General features: G+C 67.3%; 16 protein-coding genes. 12 read left to right on the forward strand and 4 right to left on the reverse strand.

Going from position 1 to position 19,895, the window contains the following annotated elements; translation table 11 throughout:
* Positions 1 to 489 precede the first annotated feature (489 nt).
* A complete protein-coding gene (gene pknB, locus C3B44_RS03605; protein WP_108431174.1) occupies positions 490 to 2,676 on the reverse strand; it encodes a Stk1 family PASTA domain-containing Ser/Thr kinase in 2,187 nt (728 codons plus the stop codon).
* 74 nt (positions 2,677 to 2,750) lie between these two features.
* On the opposite strand from pknB, the gene C3B44_RS03610 reads away from it, so the two are divergent.
* The gene (locus tag C3B44_RS03610) at positions 2,751 to 3,119 is read left to right on the forward strand and encodes an Rv2175c family DNA-binding protein (protein WP_158268638.1); all 369 of its coding nucleotides are present in this window, start codon (positions 2,751 to 2,753) and stop codon (positions 3,117 to 3,119) included.
* On the opposite strand, the gene C3B44_RS03615 is transcribed toward C3B44_RS03610, so the two are convergent.
* The 3 genes from C3B44_RS03615 to C3B44_RS03625 form a co-directional block, all read right to left on the reverse strand.
* A complete protein-coding gene (locus C3B44_RS03615; protein ID WP_108431176.1) occupies positions 3,116 to 4,675 on the reverse strand; it encodes an alpha-(1->6)-mannopyranosyltransferase A in 1,560 nt (519 codons plus the stop codon). The two genes, C3B44_RS03610 and C3B44_RS03615, sit on opposite strands and share 4 nt — an antisense overlap.
* Positions 4,676 to 4,691: 16 nt before the next feature.
* Positions 4,692 to 5,798: a polyprenyl synthetase family protein gene (locus tag C3B44_RS03620; protein ID WP_108431177.1), complete on the reverse strand. Its 1,107-nt coding sequence runs from the start codon at positions 5,796 to 5,798 to the stop codon at positions 4,692 to 4,694.
* A gap of 90 nt (positions 5,799 to 5,888) precedes the next feature.
* Entirely contained in the window at positions 5,889 to 6,452 is a 564-nt protein-coding gene (locus C3B44_RS03625) for a GNAT family N-acetyltransferase (protein WP_328588285.1), read from the reverse strand.
* Positions 6,453 to 6,605: 153 nt separating this feature from the next.
* Here C3B44_RS03625 and C3B44_RS03630 point away from each other — a divergent pair, with 153 nt between their 5' ends.
* From C3B44_RS03630 to C3B44_RS03680, 11 genes are all read left to right on the forward strand, one after another.
* Positions 6,606 to 7,031, forward strand: a complete 426-nt coding sequence (locus C3B44_RS03630) for an SAV_6107 family HEPN domain-containing protein (protein WP_108431179.1) — start codon at positions 6,606 to 6,608, stop codon at positions 7,029 to 7,031.
* A gap of 171 nt (positions 7,032 to 7,202) precedes the next feature.
* Positions 7,203 to 7,613 carry a DUF3040 domain-containing protein gene (locus C3B44_RS03635; protein ID WP_108431180.1) on the forward strand — a complete coding sequence of 137 codons (411 nt, stop codon included), beginning with the start codon at positions 7,203 to 7,205 and terminating at the stop codon, positions 7,611 to 7,613.
* Between the two features lie 512 nt (positions 7,614 to 8,125).
* Complete coding sequence (gene mraZ, locus C3B44_RS03640) at positions 8,126 to 8,560, forward strand: division/cell wall cluster transcriptional repressor MraZ (RefSeq protein WP_108431181.1); 435 nt, start codon at positions 8,126 to 8,128, stop codon at positions 8,558 to 8,560.
* Positions 8,561 to 8,716: 156 nt separating this feature from the next.
* Positions 8,717 to 9,736 carry a 16S rRNA (cytosine(1402)-N(4))-methyltransferase RsmH gene (rsmH, locus tag C3B44_RS03645; protein WP_108431182.1) on the forward strand — a complete coding sequence of 340 codons (1,020 nt, stop codon included), beginning with the start codon at positions 8,717 to 8,719 and terminating at the stop codon, positions 9,734 to 9,736.
* Positions 9,736 to 10,635, forward strand: coding sequence for a cell division protein FtsL (gene ftsL / locus C3B44_RS11615; protein ID WP_159077376.1), 900 nt, complete (start codon positions 9,736 to 9,738; stop codon positions 10,633 to 10,635). The genes rsmH and ftsL overlap by 1 nt, the downstream gene beginning before the upstream one ends.
* A gap of 167 nt (positions 10,636 to 10,802) precedes the next feature.
* Positions 10,803 to 12,671: a peptidoglycan D,D-transpeptidase FtsI family protein gene (locus C3B44_RS03655; RefSeq protein ID WP_108431184.1), complete on the forward strand. Its 1,869-nt coding sequence runs from the start codon at positions 10,803 to 10,805 to the stop codon at positions 12,669 to 12,671.
* Positions 12,672 to 12,725: 54 nt separating this feature from the next.
* Positions 12,726 to 14,258, forward strand: a complete 1,533-nt coding sequence (locus C3B44_RS03660) for a UDP-N-acetylmuramoyl-L-alanyl-D-glutamate--2,6-diaminopimelate ligase (RefSeq protein WP_108431185.1) — start codon at positions 12,726 to 12,728, stop codon at positions 14,256 to 14,258.
* Positions 14,259 to 14,300: 42 nt separating this feature from the next.
* A complete protein-coding gene (locus C3B44_RS03665; protein WP_108431186.1) occupies positions 14,301 to 15,797 on the forward strand; it encodes a UDP-N-acetylmuramoyl-tripeptide--D-alanyl-D-alanine ligase in 1,497 nt (498 codons plus the stop codon).
* A gap of 78 nt (positions 15,798 to 15,875) precedes the next feature.
* Positions 15,876 to 16,988, forward strand: a complete 1,113-nt coding sequence (mraY, locus tag C3B44_RS03670) for a phospho-N-acetylmuramoyl-pentapeptide-transferase (RefSeq protein WP_108431187.1) — start codon at positions 15,876 to 15,878, stop codon at positions 16,986 to 16,988.
* A 1-nt stretch (position 16,989) separates the two neighbouring features.
* Positions 16,990 to 18,408 carry a UDP-N-acetylmuramoyl-L-alanine--D-glutamate ligase gene (gene murD, locus C3B44_RS03675; protein ID WP_108431188.1) on the forward strand — a complete coding sequence of 473 codons (1,419 nt, stop codon included), beginning with the start codon at positions 16,990 to 16,992 and terminating at the stop codon, positions 18,406 to 18,408.
* Positions 18,405 to 19,889 (forward strand): FtsW/RodA/SpoVE family cell cycle protein, encoded by a 1,485-nt coding sequence (locus tag C3B44_RS03680; RefSeq protein WP_108431189.1) that lies wholly within the window; start codon positions 18,405 to 18,407, stop codon positions 19,887 to 19,889. Before murD ends, C3B44_RS03680 begins: the two co-directional genes overlap by 4 nt.
* Positions 19,890 to 19,895 lie beyond the last annotated feature (6 nt).

Consider the following 19,895-nt stretch of genomic DNA (forward strand, 5'->3'; position numbering starts at 1 on the left):
AGGCTCAGCCCGGGTCGCGGTTGGTTCCCTGCCCTTCTGTGACGCTCGAACACAAATGCTTGAAGGAAGAACCTTGAAGGACGCCAAATCAGGCCATTTTCTCGTGCAAAACCTTGAAGGGCGCGCCCCTCAAGCATCTTCCTTCAAGGGTTTGCGCAGCAGCAGCGTCAAGCCGTCCCGAAAGGCGGGCCTGCAGAACGCCTGGCACCCTAGCGGCCATGCGGCGGTATCACACTCGCACGCCTGGTCGAAAGGAGGTGGTCGAAAAGAGGGTCGGTTTCGGGGCCCTTTCGACTTCGCGGGACTCCTTTCTGTCAGGGTGATTTCGACCAGCGCTAGCGCAACACAGCGATCCGGCCAGGAGCGAGGGCTAGCAGCCGGATGCTTGACCACACCAGACCCATCCGCCTCATTGGCCTCTCCAACAGGCTCGCGCGGTCCGCTACCACCTTCCTGGGGATAACGCGAAGGCGCCCAGACCACAACCAATCACCCATCGGTTTCGACCTCAACGCGCTCGCCGCGCTCCAGCGCAGTGCCCGCTGCCGGAGTCTGGCGCGTGATCGTGTCCGAGTTGTCGAAGATGGAGGCGTCGATGCCGAGGCCGGCGTCGCGAAGCTGGCTGCGCGCATCCCGTACCGTCCTGCCGGTGACGTCTGGAACCGTGATCTGACCAGGGGTGATGAGCAGGACTTCGGTGTCGACATCGGGATCGACCAAGGTCCCTGGCACCGGCCGCATGGCGACCACTTCGTCCTCGTGGGAACCGACCGCGTTGTCGTCGCGTTTGTCGTCGACGTCGAAGTCTTCTTCGCTGAGGCGGTCTTCGGCGTCGTCGAGCAGCTGGCCGGTGAGATCCGGGATGGCCACGGCGGTGGAGATCACCAGGTCAACGCGCTCGCCGCGCTCGAGGGTGCGCCCGGGCCCGGGCTCGGTGGTGATGATGGCGCCACCGGGGATCTCATCGTCGAAACGCGATGTGGTCTCGCCGATGTTCAGCCCGAGTTCCTCCAAAGTGGTGCGGGCGTCGTCGGCGTCCATGCCGGCGAGGTCGGGCACCTCGATGGGTTCGGGCCCGAGTGAGAGGTGCGCCGTCACTGTGCTGCCGACCGGCACGGCCTCACCGGCGGCCGGGGTGGTTTCGGCGACAGCGCCGGTGGGGACGTCGTCCGAAAAGACGGAATCGCCGGTGTCCACCTCCAGGGTGCGTTCACCGGCGAGTGCTCGATAGTCCTCTAGGCTCATACCGTCCGCGGGCGCGGGGACGGTCGGCGGGCCCCGGGAGATCAGCACGGTCACCAGGGACCCGGGTTCGAGGCGCTCGCCGGGCTCAGGCTGGGTGCCGACGGCGTTGTCCGCCGCCACGTCGTCGTCGTAGACGATCTCACTGTCCACCTCGAAGCCGGCCTCTTGTACGGTTTCGATCGCGGTCGCCCGGTCCATGCCGACGATCTGCGGGATCTCCCCGTAGCGTCCCGAGCCGAACCACCAGGCGCCCACCACGACCGCACCGATGAGCACCGCCGCGATAACGAGCCCGATCCCGAGTTTCCAGCCGGAGCGGTTCGAGACGGGATCAGGCTGATCAGCGGGTATCTCCTCGGGTTCCGACGGCAGGTGCTGCGTCGCCGGCGTCGACCCCGCAGCAGTGGCACCAGCAGCAGCGGCGGGCGGCAGGAAGCGGGTGTCCTGCGCAGGCGCCTCGTCCTCCGGCTCGACGATCTTCGTTTCTTCCGGCTCAGGAGACAGCGTGGTGGTTTCGATGACCCCGGTGGTGTCCGTCGGTACTGCGGCGGCGCGGTGGGCGGCGGAGTTCGTGGGCACCGGGACGGTGAAGGCGGGCAGTTGGAGTTCGGCCGCGACGTCGTCAAGCGCGGCGAGGAACTCGCCGGCGTCGTGGAAACGTTGCTCCGGGTCGCGGGCGGTGGAGGTGGCGACCAGTTCGTCGAAAAGCGGCGGGATGCCGTCGATGCGGGAGCTGGGCGCGGGGACGTCGCGCTCGAGGCGCTGGATGGCATGTGCCAGCGGGGTGTCGCCGGAAAACGGCGTCTCGCCGGTGAGCAGCTCGAAGAGGACCACGCCGGCGGAGTAGACGTCCGTGGCCGGGGTGGTCTCGGAGCCGCTGACCTGCTCGGGGGAGAGGTAGGCGGCGGTGCCGACGATCGACCCCGTCGAATGCGACGACGCGGCCGCGGCGCGCACGAGCCCGAAGTCCGCGACCTTCACCCGGTGGTCGGCGTTGATGAGGATGTTATCCGGCTTGATGTCGCGGTGGACCATGCCCTGCTGGTGGGCCACCGACAGTCCGGTGAGCACGGCGCGCATCACGGCGGTGGCGGCGTGCGGGGGCATCGGGCCGCGCTCGGCGAGCAGCTCGCGCAGCGTGCCGCCGGTGATCAGCTCCATGACCAGATAGGACATCCCGTCGTCGGAGGAGAAGTCGTAAACCCCGACGAGGTTGGGGTGCGACATCTGCGCCATCGCCCGCGCCTCACGGCGGAAGCGGACGCGGGAGGCGGGGTCGTCGGCGTACTCGTCGTGCATGACCTTCGCGGCGACAGCCCGGCCGAGGCGCAGATCCACGCAGCGGTACACCGTCGACATGCCGCCCCGCGCGATCGGATGATCGATGCGGTAGCGGCCCTCCAGCACATCCCCGACGGTCAGTTGACTCATGCCTTAAAGTATGGCCGATAACTCCCGGAAGGTGAAAGAGCGCGCCCAACCGCCCGTGACTTAAGGTGGTAGGCGTGAGTAACGCGCAAGACAAGCTGGAAGAACTGCTCGCCGACGATACGCTGCTGACCTTGAACGAGGTCGCCGAGCGCCTGGGCATCCCGGTGACCAAGGTCGGTGATCTTCTCGACGACCACAAGCTCGCCTGCACGCGCATCGACGGCAAGAAGTACGTGCCCGAGCTCCTGCTGGACGAAGATGGCTCGATCAACCGCTTCGCCTCCTCAGCGATCACGGTGCTCATCGACGGCGGCTACGACGACGAAGAGATCCTGGTACACCTGTTCACCGAGGACGAGAGCCTGCCCGGCCGGCCCGTCGACGCGCTGCACGGGCAGAAGGCCCGCGAGGTCATCCGCCGCGCCCAGGCGATGGCGTTTTAGTCCCGCGGCGCAATCGGATCCGGCCGGTGTTGGTGCCCCGGTCGGCGCTCGAGATCGAGCGGGAAGATGTGCGTGGTGAGCACCCAGGCGGCCGCGGTGACCGCCACCATCCACACGGCGTTGTAGAGCTGGTGGTTGCCGCTGCCGGTAAAAGACAGGGCCACGATGATAGACAGGCCCGTGACCAGCTTCAGTAGCCACCGCGGGGGAGTAAACGTGCCCACGAGCGAGACCGACGAGGCGTAGTACCAGGGCAGGGTCACCGAGTTGAGGACGAACGCGACCTGGTAGGCGGCGGTGGTGCCCATGATCGAGCGGCGGTCGCCGCCGCGGAAGATCCACCAGGTCAGCGCTAAGCCTAAGAGCATGAGCACCGAGAACACCGGGCGCACGGCTTGGAGGATGACGTTGTAATCGAAATCCGGGTCGAAGAGTTGCACGAAGGGGGTGGCTATCTCGGCGATGAAGGTCGGCCCGGCCAGCGGGTTGATGACCTTGGAGTTACCGGTGATCTCTGACAGCCAGCCCCACGACGAGCCGGAGAGCCAAGTCACCGCGGCCACCACCGTCAGGGTCTCGACGACGCCGAGTAGCCCCACCACCACGAAGGTAAAGATGCGGCGGGTGAGGGAGACGGCCTTGGGGGCATAGTGGAAGGTGGCCATCCACACCACGAAGGGTAATGCGACCGCCGCGGTGGCCTTGAGCGAGACCGCCACGGAGATCAGTGCCACGCCGAGCACAAACCGGCGGTGTAGGCAGGCGAGCAGGCCCAAGGAGACGAGCCCGACCATCACGGACTCGTTGTGCATGCCGCCGACCATGTGGAAGACCATCACCGGGTTCGCCACACCCAGCCACAGCGCGAGCGCCGGATCGCCGCCGAGGCGGGCCGCGATCTTCTCCACCGCGAAGGCGATGGCGATGAAACCCGCCAAGGAAATGAACTTATACGCGATGACTCCGGCGGTGACGTTGTCGCCGACGGCCGTCGTCACGCCCTCGCCGATCCACAGGTGCAGCGGGCCATAAGGGGTGGTGGTGTTGCGCCAGTCGTGCGAGACCTCCAGCAGATACGGCCCCGGATTGACCGCCGCGCCCTCGTTATAGGGATCGAAGCCATCGCGCACCATCGCGCCCTGCATGAGGTAGGAGTAGACGTCGCGCGACAGGATCGGCGCCGCGATAATCAGCGGGGCGCACCAGGAAAGCAGCGCCTTGCGGACGGTGCGCAGCCGGCCCGGGTCGCTGCGCTTCGTATCGACGATCACCCGGCGCCCCACAAACACCCACGCCAGCACCATCGCGATGAGACCCACGTTGAACAGCGCGTTCATCAATGCGGCGCCGTGGCCGAAGCTCAGATACTCCAGGCCGAGTGCCTCGAGGACGCCGCCGCGGTTGCGAGTGGCGCCGGCGCCGTGGGAGCTCAGCGCTAGGGCGAGCGCGCCGAGCGCGCCCAAAAGCAGCGGGCCGGGAAAGCGGGAGAAGAACTCCGCGAGCTGGTCGCGCCGGGTGCTCGGGGCGCTGAGGTAGACGGAAGACGCAGTGCTCATCAGGAGCTACCGTTCTTTAGGAACGACGCCTGGTCGCCTGGTGTGCCAGGCCGATAAGCGTGTCGATGACGTCCTGCGGCACCCCGGCGTCATGAAGGTGCGCGATGCCCGAATCGGTGAGCTTCTCGATGCGTCGCTCCATCTCCTCGACAGCCCCGGAGGACTCGATGATCTCAGCGAGCTGGGCTAATTCTTCGTGCGTATCGACGACACCGATCGAGCGGCGCAGGGTCTCCGCAGCGGCGGGGGAGTGCTCGTCGGAACGCCGCAGCGCCAGCGCGAGCAGCTCGGTGCGCTTGCCTTCGCGCAGGTCGTCGTAGACGCCCTTACCGGTGGCGGCGGGATCGCCGAAGACGCCGAGCAGATCGTCGCGCAGCTGGAAGGCGATGCCGATGTCGTGGCCATAGCCGCGGAAGCCGTCGATGATCTGCTGCGGGGCACCGGCGAGCGCGGCTCCCAAGTGCAGAGGGCGTTCGATGGTGTAGGCAGCGGTCTTGTAGCGGTTCACCGACCGTGAGAGGCGGCCGTCCTCGCTGGCCATGGCTTCGAGGGCGATATCGAGCATCTGGCCGCCGATGACCTCGGAGCGCATGGAACGCCAGGGCTCGCGGGAGCGGCGGAGGGCGGCGTCGGAAAGCCCGGAGTCGAAGACCATGTCGTCGGCCCAGGCGAGGGCGAGATCGCCGATGAGGATCGCCACGGAGACGCCGAAGTGGTCCGCGTCGCCGGACCACGCGTTCTGCTCGTGGTGGGCGGCGACGGCCTTGTGTACGGTTGGACGCCCGCGCCGGGTGTCCGACTTGTCGATGATGTCATCATGGACCAGCGCGCAGGTCTGGATGAACTCCAGCGCACTGACGGCCCGCAGGACGGCGTGGGGTTCTTCTTCTCCCGCGAAGCCGTCGGCACCGAGGAAGCCCGCCCAGCCGAAGACCGGCCGGATGCGCTTGCCGCCTCCGAGGATGAAGTCCTCGAGGTGCCCGAGTGCCTTCGAGACGGGCTCGCCGATCGCGTCGAGCGCGTCCTTACGGGACTGGATGTAGTCTGCGAGGACAACGTCGACCGCGTCGGGGATGTCATTCGGGGACAACGAGCTGACATCGAGGTCGGAAGCTTTGCTCACCGGCACTAATTCCTTCTGTGTTGTGCGGACGCCGCAAAAAACTTTAAGCGTTCGGGTACTTCGCTGAGTCTACTAGCAGCGGCGCGTGGGTCAGGCACGTGGCGTGGCCAGGGGCAGATCGCACATTAAGACCGCGAAGGGGCGGTCGTCGCCGGGGTAGTAGTAATCGCGCAGCAGGTCGGTGAACCCCAGCGAGCGATACAGCCCGAAGGCCGGGTTGTTTTCGCCGGCGACTTCGGGTGTGGAGAGTACAGCGCGCGGTGCCGGCACGTTCCAGAGCAGTTCGGTGAGCAGGCTGCGACCGATTCCGCGCCCGTGCAGGCCGGGGCGGACGTGGATTTCCGTGACTTCGAAGTAGCCGGAGGAAATCTCTCGCTGCAGCTCTTCGCTGACTCCTTGGGTCTCCATGCCTTTGCGCAGTTGGCGGTCCCACCAGTGGTTGTGGTCGCTGAGAAAGCCGTAGGCCACGCCGACGACATCGTTGGGCCCGGTGGCGATCGCCGAGATGAACCCAGGTTGCAGCGTGTCCCGGCGCCAGGACTCCAGCCTGCGGGCGTGCAGCTCGAAGGGGTAGCCCATGGCCTCGAGGTGGATGTCCACCAGGCGTGGGGCAAGCAGCTGGAACTCGGCGGTGGTGAGTCTCTTGATCGACACGGTCACGGCCTCTATCGAACCATGACTCGAACGCTTCCTGCAGTTAGCCCTGGACAAACCGGCGTGATAGAACAAGTGTTCGAATTATGCGGTGGGTGTGTCCACTGGGCCCTCTAGCTTCTTAAGCAACAGCAGGAAAGAAAGGAGTCCGCCATGGGGGATGTCATCTCGGCCACCACGAAGTTTTCTACCCGTCAGCTCAAGCGCGAGCGCTTTCTGGCTAGTGCCCGTGACCTTTTGGACTCTGCCCGTAAAGAAATGGCTGCCGGCGCCTTCGATCTGGCTCTCGAATATGCCTACCGCGGCGCCCTGCGGGTGGCAGGGGCCTGTATCGCCGATTCGGTGGTGCTGGCCCGGCGCAAGCGTTTGCCGTCGAGCGCGTGGGAGCGTCTGGCTCTCGTGGGGGAGGCGGAGAAAGAGTGGGCACAGACCTTCTCCGGGTTTTCTCGCCTGCGTTCGCGGGTCATGTCGGGGATTGAGAAGGTCCCGCCGGCTGGGGTCGCCGAGGAGGTCGTTGAGCTGGCCGCTGAGTTTCTTGCGGAGACCGAGGGGTCGGCCGGTTTGGGTCAGGTTGCTTAAGCTGTGTTGGCGCTGGCTGGAGGGTCGGAATGAGGCGTTGGTAAACCCGGGAACAAAAGGGATAAGGTGGACGTTGAATAAGTGAAAGGGTGCCACACCCTTGGCGCGGCTGCACTAGGCGCCGAGGATGTCTGACACGAGCGGACCAGACCACAACACCGAGAGGAACCAGTGTCGCTTTCAGAGCAGGAGCAGAAGACGCTCCGAGAGATTGAACAGTCCCTGCTGGCGGACGACCCCAAGTTCGGCTCGTCGGTCCAGTCGGGTGATTCCATGGGCTTAAACGGGGGCGGCTTCTCCCTTCGTGCATTCGCGATCGGTGTCGTCGGCCTCGTGATGTTAATTGCGGGCGTTGCTCTCGCCCAGAACAGTCTGTGGTTTATTGCGTTGAGCATCGTGGGATTCCTCGTGATGTTCGGCGCCGGCATCTGGGCTCTGCGGGGCAGCGGTGGAAACTCCTTGCCTTCCGGCGGGGCCGGCCGAGCCTCGCGTTCACCGAGTGCCGCCCAGCGCGCCAACTCCGGCAACGGCTTTGGCTCCAAGATGGAAGAGAACTTCCGCCGCCGTTTCGAAGGGAATTAGGATACCTTCCCCGTTCTGGGCAGACGCCCAGCGCTGATTGACGTTCGCCGCTCACCTCGATGGTGGGCGGCTTTTTCTATGTCCCACTTTCCCCCACCTTTAATCCCCACTTTGCCCCACCGGGGGCTCTGCAAGGTGGCGGCCTCCATCGCTCTTTAGTAAATCCCCAGGTGACTCGACACTCTGGTGGCCTAGCGATACGGAAAGTAGGGAAGGGGAGAAAGAATCTTAAACGCTATAGAGCGTCTTAAGTGACTAGAGTGAATGCATTGACATAATGAACGGATAGGGGTGGGCGCACCACCCACCAAATGAATGTGCTATTACCAGCGTAAATACTCCGCTAAGAACTTTTTTGGCCCGCTTGGGTGGTGTTAGTGGGGGGAAGTGGGTTAAAGTGGGGCGCAGTGACGCGGAAGGGCGAGCGGTTGTGGGCTTGTCCGGAGGCGTTGCCATCGAGAAAACCGACAAAGTGAGAAACCAGGTCGTCGAATCTGAGGAGGGGCACCGGGATGTTTCTCGGCACCTACACTCCGAAGCTCGACGACAAGGGGCGTCTGACTCTCCCGGCGAAGTTCCGCGAGGAACTGGCCGGCGGGATGATGATCACCAAGGGACAGGACCACTCGCTGGCCGTGTACCCGAGGGAGGAGTTCGCAGCTCGTGCCCGCAAGGCGGCTGCGGTCTCCCGCACCAACCCGGAAGCCCGCGCGTTCATCCGTAACCTCGCCGCGAGTGCGGATGAGCAGCGGCCCGACGGAAACGGTCGCATCACGCTGTCGGCGGCTCACCGGGAGTACGCAGGCCTGACCAAGGAATGCGTGGTCATCGGTTCGGTCGACTTTCTCGAGATCTGGGATGCCGAATCCTGGGCCGAATACCAAGAACAGACGGAGGACGCCTACTCGGCGGCCGACGCGGACGACATTCTGGCGGGTCTCCTCTAGGAGACGCGGCCACACCGACGGAGTGCGGATACGGACTCTGTCCGGGGCGGGAGCTCTGGTGTACTTCCCCGACATCAGAGCACTGCTCCGGTCAGGGCCCTATGCGCACCCCGGAGGGCAGCTGACAGGGACAACGGCGCGGGAAGGAGGCAAGTGATGGACAACGTGACCGCGACCACCAACAAACAAGGGCGCCACGGCCACGTGCCCGTCATGCGCGACCGCGTCACCGAGCTGCTCGCTCCCGCGATCGAGGCCGCCGGCGCCGATGCCGTCATCATCGACGCCACCCTGGGCGCCGGCGGGCACGCCGAGCACTTCCTCGCCACCTTCCCCCAGGCCCGGCTCATCGGCATCGACCGCGACACCCACTCCCTCAAGGAGGCGCGCGAACGCCTCGCCCCATTCGGCGAGCGTTTCTGCGGGGTGCATGCGCGTTTCGACGACCTCGCCACCGCCATCGATGACCAAGCGGGGGAGATCTTCGATACCGTCCGCGTCCACGGCATCGCCGCCGCCCTCTACGACTTGGGGGTCTCCTCCATGCAGCTCGATCAGCTCGAGCGGGGTTTCGCCTACCGGGCAGACGCGCCGCTGGATATGCGCATGGATCAAAACACGCAGCTCACGGCCGCCGACGTGCTCAACACCTACTCGCACGGCGATATCGCCCGGATCCTGAAGACCTACGGCGACGAGCGCTTCGCCGGCAAGATCGCCACCGCGATCGTGCGCGAACGTGAGAAAGAGCCTTTTCGCACCTCCGCGCGGCTGGTGGAGCTGCTCTACGAGACCATCCCCGCCGCCACGCGGCGTACCGGTGGGCATCCCGCGAAGCGCATCTTCCAGGCGCTGCGGGTAGAGGTCAACGGCGAGCTCGACTCCGTCGAGAAGTCGCTCGGCGAGATCACCCGCCGGCTGCGCGTCGGCGGGCGGGCCGTGTACATGAGCTACCAATCGCTGGAGGACCGCCTCGTCAAGAAGGCCTTCACCGAGCTCACCACGTCCCAGACCCCGCCCGGGCTGCCGATGGATTTGCCCGGCACCGCGCCGAAGTTCCGCACCATCACCCGGGGGGCGGAAAAAGCCACCGAGAACGAGATAGACGACAACCCCCGCGCCGCCCCGGTGCGGGTCCGCGCCATCGAACGCATCAGTCCAGAGGAGGACAGCTAATGGCCACCCCGATCAGCACCCCCTCGCACACCTCGTCGTCTGCCACCAGGAGGCCCCGCACCATGGGCGCTAGCCGCGACTTCACCTCGAGCGCAGAGAACTCCGGGCGGGCCACCGCCCTCCTCGACTGCACGCAGGTGAGCCCGCTGCGCCGCGCCGAGCCGCACCGTCGTACCGACGACGCCCCGAGGGGCCCGGAGCGTCGAGAAGCGGGCCGGAAGAACGGTCGCCGCTTAGGCTCCCGCCAGGTCGTGTCCGTGCGCGGGCGCCGTACGCAGCCGATCCGGGATGTCGGACTGCTGCCGAAGGTCTCCGCGATCGCGATCGTGCTGCTCATTACCGGCATCGTGGTGGCGATGTGGCTATCCGGCGTGGCCACGCAGCAGACCTTCCGCATCAACCAGTTGGTCGCGCAGGAATCGCAGTTGGAAAACCAGCTCGAGACGCTCAACCGCGACCTGCAGACCGTGTCCTCGTCCGCCGAGCTCACCCGCCGCGCCGATGAGATGGGCATGGTCATCCCGGAGCAGCCGGGCATCCTCATCGTCGAAGAAAACGGCGAAATCACCGAGTCTCGGCCGGCGGGCGACCAAGTCAGTCCTATGATCGACATCAATGGAGAACCCGTCCGCCCCGGCCAGGCCTCCAGCGACCCGAACGAGACCGACGAATTGACCGATAACCTGCAGGCAGTGCCCGAAGGCGAGCAGATTCTGCGGGCCCCGAACGACGGCATCGCCCCTTATGCCAACGGCGGCAACAACCGCCCGGCGCCCGCCCCGGCTCCGGAACCCGAGCGCCCGGCGCCCGCCCCGGCTCCGGAACCCGAGCGCCCGGCGCCCGCCCCGGCCGAGGCCCCCGCAGAGGCGCCAGCGCAGCCCCCGGCAGGTGAGCAGTAAGTGTAGAGACCGGAATTGGATGAGAAGGTGGAAAACGGGCAGTGACACACCCCAGCCCCCGCAACGGACACCCGCGTAAGCGGCGCCAGCAGGCCCCGCAGCGCCCGCCTGCGCGCAGTCACGCCCGCGCCGTCAATACCGCCACCGCCCCCTCGCAGAAAACGGTGATGTCGCGGCGTTTGCGCATCATCGTCGCCGTGCTCGTGGGCCTAGCTCTCATCCTGGCGGGCCGTCTCGCGTGGGTGCAGCTCGCGTGGGGCCCGTCGCTGCAGGCGCAGGCCGAGGAACAGCGCGCCCGGGTGTATGTGGAGCCGGCGCGCCGCGGCATGATCGTCGATCACGCCGGCAACGAGCTCGCCTACACCATGCAGGCCCGCTCGCTGACGGTCTCGCCGAACCTTTTGCGCGATGAGCTGCGCGAGCGCGAGGAACTCGAGATGCAGGCCGACGGCTCCGCCGAAGGCCTAAGCGCTGAGGAGCTCAACAACGAGGTCACCACCCGCGTTGAGGATATCCTCGAGGAGATGGCCACCACCATCCCCGAGATGATCTCCGATACGGGCGCGAGCTCCGACAAGGTGGATAAGGACCAGATCCACGACAAGCTCACCGCCGACTCCAGCTACGAGGTGCTGGTGCGCAACGTCGATCCGGACGTCGCCGCCGAGGTGGCCAACCGCTTCCACGGCGTGGCCGCCGATCACCAGGACATCCGGCAGTATCCCAACGGCGCGATCGCCGAAAACGTCTTGGGCCGCGTGTCCATGGACGGCGAGGGCCAGTTCGGCCTCGAGGCGTCGGCGGATCACCTCCTGTCCGGCATCAACGGTCGGTCCACCGAGGATATCGCCACCACCGGCCAGGTCATCCCGGGCACGCTGCGCGATCAGGTGCCAGCCGTTGACGGCACCGATCTGCAGCTGACGCTGGATCTCGACCTGCAGACCTTCGTGCAGCAGAAACTCGAGCAGGCCAAGGCCAACTCCGGTGCCGAGTCCGCCGAGGCGGTTGTCCTGGACGTGCAGACCGCCGAGGTTTTGGCCATGGCGAACACGGACACGATCAACCCGAACAAGAACGTCGAGGAACAGATCGAAGACGGCAAGAGCTTCGAGAACTCGACGATCTCACACCCTTATGAGCCGGGCTCCGTCGGCAAGATCATCACCGCCGCCGGCGCGATCAACGACGGCGTGACCACCCCGGACGAGATGCACTACGTGCCGGGCAGCATCGACATGGCCGGCGTGACCGTCTCGGACGCCTGGGAGCACGCCGGCACGAACTACACGACGACGGGCATCTTCGGTAAGTCCTCGAACGTCGGCACCCTGATGCTCGCCCAGCGCCTGGGCGAGGAGCGCTTCGATCACTACCTGGACGCCTTCGGCATCGGCGAGACCACTGGCATCGAGCTGCCCTCGGAGTCGCCGGGCCTGCGCCCGCCGCTCGAGCAGTGGTCGGGCGGCACCTTCGCCAACCTGCCGATCGGCCAGGGCATGAGCTGGACCACCCTGCAGATGGCCAGCGTGTTCCAGACCGTGGCCAACGACGGCGAGCGCATCGAACCGCGCATCATCGGCGAACAGCGCGGCCCCGACGGCGAGATCCTCGAGCAGGAGGAACCGGAGCGCACCCAGGTCATCAGCCCGGAGGCGGCACGCACCGTCACCGACATGTTCCGCGCCACGCTGCAGAGTGATCCCGCCGGCATCCAGAGCGGTACCGCGGCCGCGTCCGGGATCGAGGGCTACCAGCTCTCCGGCAAGACCGGCACCGCGCAGAAGGTCGATCCCGATACCGGCGCGTATTCCAACTCCGCCTACTGGATCACCTTCGCGGGCATCGCCCCGGCCGACGATCCACGCTTCGTCGTCGCGGTCATGATCGACGAGCCGGAACGCGGCGTCGAGGAAGGCGGCGGGGGCGGCCAGTCCGCCGCGCCGGTCTTCCAGGACATCGCCGGCTGGCTGCTGGATAAAGAGAATATCCCGCCGTCGCCGGAGGGCGAGCCGCTGGTGTTGCAGGGCGGATAGCCGCCAACGCAGTTAGAAATAAAGACGTGAGAACGAGAACCCGAGGAGCAGACCATGACCACCCACGCCATCACCCTCGCGCGCATCGCTGAGCTGGCCGGTGCGAGCGCCCCGGCTGGTGAGCACGCTGCCGTAGAAATCGATTCCGTCGATCTCGTCTCCAGCCGCGTACGCGACGGCGCCCTCTTCGCCGCCTTACCCGGCACCCGCGCCCATGGCGCCACGTTCGCCGCCGAGACCCCTGCCGCCGCGATCCTTACAGACGCCCGCGGCGCCGAGATCCTCGCCGAGGCCGGGGAGAAACGCCCCGTCGTCGTGGTGGAAGACATCCGCAAGGTTTTAGGGCATGTCTCCGCCGAAATCTACGGCCACCCCGCCCGCGAGATGACCATGCTCGGGGTGACCGGCACCTCCGGCAAAACCACCACAAGCTACCTCCTCGAGCGCGGACTCATGGCCGCCGGGCACAAGGTCGGACTCATCGGCACCACCGGCACGCGTATCGACGGCCGCGAGGTGCCCACCACCCTGACCACCCCGGAGGCACCGACCCTGCAGGCACTGTTCGCCGACATGCGCGCCGAGGGGGTCACCCACGTGGTCATGGAGGTCTCCTCCCACGCCTTAGAGCTCGGCCGGATCACGGGCACGGATTTCGACGTCGCCGGATTTACCAACTTGAGCCAGGACCACCTGGACTTCCACCCGACGATGGAGGACTACTTCCAGGCGAAGGCCCGCTTCTTCGATCCGGCATCGCCTCTGCACGCACAGCGCGCGGTGATCTGCGTCGACGACGACTGGGGTCAAAGGATGGCCGAGATCGCCGGGGACCAGGCCCTGAGGGTGGCCACGAGTGACAAGCGCGGGGCGGATCTCGTCGGCACGCAAATTTCCCAGGACGCCACCGGCGCCCAGGTCGTCGAGGTCACCGGAACCGATGCGACCGTACGCTTCGATCTCTCCCTGCCGGGAGACTTCAACGTTGCCAACGCGACCTTGGCCGTGGGCATGGCCCGCGCGATCGATGCGGATCTCGAGGCCTTCGCCCGCGGCATCAGCACCGTTGAGGTGCCCGGGCGCATGGAGCGTATCGATCAGGGCCAGGACTTCCTGGCGGTCGTCGACTACGCCCACAAGCCCGCCGCCGTGGCCGCCGTGCTGCACACCCTGCGCGCGCAGATTGACGGGCGCATCGGGGTGGTCGTCGGCACCGGCGGCGACCGGGATCCCTCCAAGCGGCCCATCATGGGCGCCGAAGCGGCCCGCGGCGCCGAGTTCGTCGTGGTCACCGACGATAACCCGCGCACCGAAGACCCCGCCCCGATCCGCGCGGCCGTCTACCGCGGCGCCGTCGAGGCCGGCACCGACGCGGAGATCATCGAGCTCGGCTCGCGCGCCGAGGCAATCGATGCCGTGGTCCAGTGGGCCCAGCCGGGCGATGCGATCGTGGTGGTGGGCAAGGGACACGAAGTCGGCCAGATCGTCGGCGATACCGTGCACCACTTCGACGACCGCGAGGAAGTCCGCCGCGCGCTCACCGAACGCGGCTACTCCGCAGCCGAGACCACACCCGAGAACAACTGACCGTAACTGTCCAAGAACTTTCCCCGGGAGGACCGCCCCACCATGATCGCCCTGACGCTCGCTGAGATCGCCGAGTTGACCTCCGGCGAATTGACCCCCGCCGCCGACCCGGCGGCGCAGGTCACGGGCTTCGTCGAGTTCGATTCCCGCAGGATCACCCCGGGTGGGCTGTTCGTCGCCCTGCCGGGCGAGCGGGTCGACGGCCACAGTTTCGCCGCCGCGGCGATCGAGAAGGGCGCGGTCGCCGTGCTGGCGGCACGTCCGCTCGACGAGCCCGCGGTGATCGTGCCGGCAGCCTCGGATTCCGACGCCGACGTCGCCGACGCCGTGGTCACGGCGATGAGTGCGGTGGCCGCGGCCGTCGCCAAGCGCCTAGTGGCCGAGGGTGAGCTGCGCATCGTGGGCGTGACCGGCTCGGCAGGCAAGACCTCGACGAAGGACCTCATGGCGGCGGTCTTCGGCACGCAGGGCCCGACGATCGCCCCGCCGGGCTCGTTCAACAACGAGATCGGCCACCCGTACACCGTGCTGCGCTGCGATCGCCACACCGAGTACCTGGTGGCCGAGATGTCCGCGCGCGGCATCGGGCATATCGCTCACTTGGCGACGATCGCCCCGCCCCAAGTCGGCGTGGTGCTCAACGTCGGCAGCGCACACATCGGCGAGTTCGGCTCGCGGGAGAACATCGCCCGCGCCAAGGGCGAGCTCGTCGAGGCGCTGCTCGCCGCCGCGGACGGGGGAGTGGCGGTCCTCAACGCCGATGACCCTTTCGTCGCCGCGATGGCTCAGCGCACCGAGGCGAAGGTGGTGACGTATTCGACCGCCACGCCGCCGACCTCCGGGGCGAGCTACTACGCCAGCGACATCGAGCTTGACGACGTCGCCCGCGCCACGTTCGTCCTGCACCACCCGCACGGCGAGCCGGTCCGCGTGCGCCTGCAGGTCTTCGGCGCCCACCAGGTCTCGAACGCCACCGCCACCGCCGCCGCCGCGATTGAGTCTGGGCTGGCACCGACGCAGGTCGCCGAGGCACTGTCGCATCACCGGGCGGCGAGCGCACACCGGATGGATGTCTCCTCCCGCGCGGATGGCACTACGATCATCAACGACTCCTACAACGCGAACCCGGAGTCCATGCGCGCCGCCGTGGCCGCCCTGGCGTATACGGCGTCGGCGAAGGCCGGTGCCCGCGCGATCGCCGTGCTCGGCGAGATGAACGAGCTAGGCGATGACGGCATCGACGCCCACACCTGCCTCGGTGAGGAGCTCGCGCGCTTCAACGTCACGCACCTGGTGACCGTCGGCGGCGGCGAGCTCAACCGGGCGACCGTGCGCGCCGCCCAAAGCGGCGGGGTGAAAACCGTCGCCGCCGCGGACGTGGACGCTGCGGTCGCGGAGGTCGAAAAGGTGCTGCACACCCGCCCGGAGGCCGACGCCCACGACGGGGACGTCGTGCTGGTCAAGGCCTCGAACTCCGCGGGGCTGTGGCGGGTGGCCGAAGCGCTGGCAGACACGCGAGAAGGGCGCACCAATGCGTAGGTGCCAAGCGACTACGGTTAATTTCATTCCGGCCCGGCCGGACGGAGACGATAGAAGGCTAAACGAGGTGTCGAACCAGTGACTCAGATCATCATCGCGGGCGTTGTCGCCTTCATCGTCGCTATCTTCGTCACCCCGGTGCTCATCCGTTACTTCTCCGCCGAAGGACTCGGCCAGGAGATCCGCGAGGACGGCCCGCGCTCGCACCTGCGCAAGCGCGGCACCCCGACCATGGGCGGTATCGCCATCCTCGCCGGCATCACCGTGGCCTATCTGGTCTCCGGGTTCTATGCCATGGCCATCGGCGGCGACGCCTTTTCCATCTCCGGTTGGCTGGTGCTGGGCCTGACCCTGGCGCTCGGTGCCACGGGCTTTGCCGATGACTTCATCAAGCTCTTCAAGGGCCGCAACCTCGGTCTGAACAAGACCGCGAAGCTCATCGCCCAGCTCGCCATCGCCATCGCCTTCGGCGTGCTCATCCTGCAGTTCCCGGACTCCCAGGGCCTGACCCCGGGCTCGACGAGCCTGTCGTTCATCCGCGACATTGACACCGTGGATCTGGCCGTCGGCGGCGGCATCATCGGGCTGATCCTCTTCCTGATCTTCATCTATATCCTCATCGCCGCCTGGTCGAACGCCGTGAACCTCACCGACGGCCTCGACGGGCTGGCGGCCGGCGCCACCGCTATCGTCATGGGCGCCCACAGCCTGATTACCTTCTGGCAGTTCCGTAACTCCTGCACGGTGGATGTCGAGCCCGGCTGCTACGCTGTGCGCGACCCGCTGGATCTCGCCGTGCTGGCCGCCGCCGGCCTCGGCGCGTGTCTGGGCTTTCTGTGGTGGAACGCCTCGCCCGCGAAGATCTTCATGGGCGATACCGGCTCGCTGGCGCTCGGCGGCCTTGTCGCCGGCCTGTCGGTGACCACCCGCACCGAGCTGCTCATGATCATCATCGGCGCCCTGTTCGTCATCGAGGCCGCCTCGGTGGTCATCCAGGTCGCCGCCTTCAAGACCACCGGCAAGCGCGTGTTCCGCATGGCGCCTTTCCACCACCACTTCGAAAACGGTGGCTGGCCGGAGGTCACCGTCGTCATTCGCTTCTGGCTCATCGCGCTCATGGGCGCGCTGAGCGGCACCGCTATCTTCTACGGCGAATGGCTCCAGGCCACCGGCGCGCTGGGGGTGGGCTGAGATGAGCGCACCCGTGACTGACGTCGTCGGCACCCGGCCGGTCGTCGTGGCCGGCGCGGGTGTTTCCGGCGTGGGCATCGCCCGCCTGCTGCACGGCCTCGGCGTAAAGGTCGTGCTGGTCGACGATAATCTCGAGCGCGCCCGCTCCATCCCGGGAGTCGAAGGCGTTGATACGTTTACCGCCTCCCGGCTTATCGACGACGCCGCCATCGGGCTCGTGGTCACCTCCCCGGGCTGGCGGCCGAGCACGCCGCTTCTGCGCCACGCCGCCGAAAAGGGTCTCGAGGTCATCGGTGATGTGGAGCTGTGCTACCGCCTCGATCGGGCGGGCGTCTTCGGCGCGCCCCGCACCTGGCTCGTTATCACCGGCACCAACGGCAAGACCACCACGACCGCGATGCTCGCCGAGATCATGGCCGCCCACGACGCCGCCGTCGGCACGCGCAGCGCGGCCGTCGGCAACATCGGCGTCGCCGTGGCCGACGCGCTGGTCGATCCGCGCCGCGTCGACATTCTGGTCGCCGAGCTCTCCAGCTTCCAGCTGCACTGGTCGAGCGAGCTGACACCCGACACCGGCTGCCTGCTCAACCTCGCCGAAGACCACATCGACTGGCACGGATCCATGGCCGCCTACGCCCGCGACAAGGCCCGCGTCTTCAGTGCGCGCCACGCGGTGGCGGGTATCGACGACCCCCTAGTCGTCGAGCAGCTGCGCGAACTGGGCCGCGAGGACTACACCGGCTTCACGCTCCACGAGCCCCGCGACAACGAGGTCGGCGTGATCGACGGGCGCATCACCTACCGCCGAAACGGCGAGCTCATCGACATCGCCCCGACCGAAGGCATCGAGCCACCCGGCCCGGCCGGCATCCTCGACGCACTGGCGGCCTCCGCGGTCGCGCTGACCCAGGATGTACCAGCGCCGACCATCGCCCGCGCCCTGTTGGGCTTCCGGGTCGCCGGCCACCGCGGCGCGATCGTGCACCGCGGTAAGAAGGTATGGATCGATAACTCCAAAGCCACAAACCCACACGCCGCCGACGCGGCCCTGGCGGGTATCGACGGCGCCGTCACGTGGATCGCCGGCGGGCAGCTCAAGGGCGCGGACGTGGACGAGCTCGTCGCCACGCACGCCGATCGGCTTACCTCCGTGGGCCTGCTCGGCGCCGATGCCGCCGAGATCGCCCGCGCGCTGGGCCGCCACGCGCCGAAGTCCCGGGTGTTTATCACTGAACACACCGACCCGGCGGCGGCGATGGACGAGCTCGTCGCTTTTGCGGCGCACGAGCCGGCCACCACGGTCCTGTTGGCGCCGGCGGCGGCGAGCCTCGACATGTTCACCGGCATGGCCCAGCGGGGCCAGATGTTTGCTGACGCCGCTCGCAGCCTCGATCACTCCAGCGAGGAGGAGACACGATGACCACCGCCACCGACACCCGCAGCCCTAACGCGCGGGAGCGCCTGGGCACCTTCATCAACTACTGCACCCGCCAGCCGGGCCTCGATTACCTGATGATCCGCATCGTCGTGCTCGTGCTCGTCGGCCTCGGCGTGGTCATGGCGTTTTCTTCCTCGATGACCTGGTCGGTCGCCGGGGGAGAGACCGTGTTTTCCTCCGCCCTGCGCCAGACCGGGATGGTCGCGGTTGGCCTCGTTTTGTTCTGGGTGGCGCTGAAGACCCCGATGCGGCTGGTGCGCAAGTCCGCGGTGTGGCTGCTGTTGCTCTCCATCGCGCTGCTGGTGGCGGTGCTCACCCCGCTGGGCTCCGGTCGCGAGGAGGTCGGCTCGCAGTCGTGGTTCATCATTGGCCCGCTGTCGCTGCAGCCCAGTGAGCTCGCCCGCATCACCATCGTGCTGTGGGGCGCCACCTACCTCGCGGGCGCGCGCCATGTGCGCACGCGCCTGTCGAGCCGCTTCGTCCACTTCATGGGCGTGGCCGGGTTCATGTTCATTCTCATCGGCCTGCAGGGCGATCTCGGCATGGCGCTGTCCTTCGCCGTGGTGTCCGGCTTCACCCTGCTTTTCGCCGGCGTGAAGCTGTGGATCATCCTCGTCGCTCTGGCGGTGACGGCCGTGTCCATGGTCGGCGTCTTCCTCGGTGGCGGTTTCCGCTCCGCGCGCTTCCACACCTACTTCGACGCTCTGTTCGGCAACATCACCGAGACCCAGTCGACGGGCTTCCAGACCTACCAGGGATACCTCTCCCTGGCGGATGGCTCCCTCGCCGGCGTGGGGCTGGGCCAGTCACGGGCGAAGTGGTTCTACCTGCCGGAGGCCAAAAACGACTTCATCTTCGCGATCATCGGCGAAGAACTCGGCCTCTGGGGCGGCGCGCTGGTCATCGGCCTGTTCGCGCTCTTGGGTGCGTTCGGGCTGCGCGCGGCGTTGCGCGCCCAGAACCAGTTCCAGGCCCTGCTCGCCGCCGGGCTCACCATGGGCGTGGTCTCTCAGGCATTCATCAACATCAGCTACGTCATCGGGCTGTTGCCCGTGACCGGCGTGCAGCTGCCCATGATCTCCGCGGGTGGTACCTCGGCGATCATCACGATCGGCACGATGGGCCTGCTCGCGTCCGTCGCCCGCCACGAGCCCGAGGCGATCTCGGCGATGCAGAACTACGGCCGCCCGCTGTTCGACCGCCTGCTGGGCATCGGCGAGCCGGTGCCGGATAAGGACACCTCCTTCGACGCTCCCCGCCGCGCGGAGGAGACGCCCCGTCGTCACGCGGCGCCGCGCGAGCGCCGCGCCACCCCGGTGACCGCGCGCACCTCGGCGACGCGGCGGGCTGGTAGCGTCGATACCTCGCGCAGGACGTCGGCACGCGAGACCTCGCGCCGCGGCGCCGAATACCGGTACCCGCGCAGGCCGCAGACCGATACCGCGCGTGGAAGGAGACGCTAACCCATC

This window comes from Corynebacterium yudongzhengii (genome assembly GCF_003065405.1).
GTDB lineage: Bacteria > Actinomycetota > Actinomycetes > Mycobacteriales > Mycobacteriaceae > Corynebacterium > Corynebacterium yudongzhengii.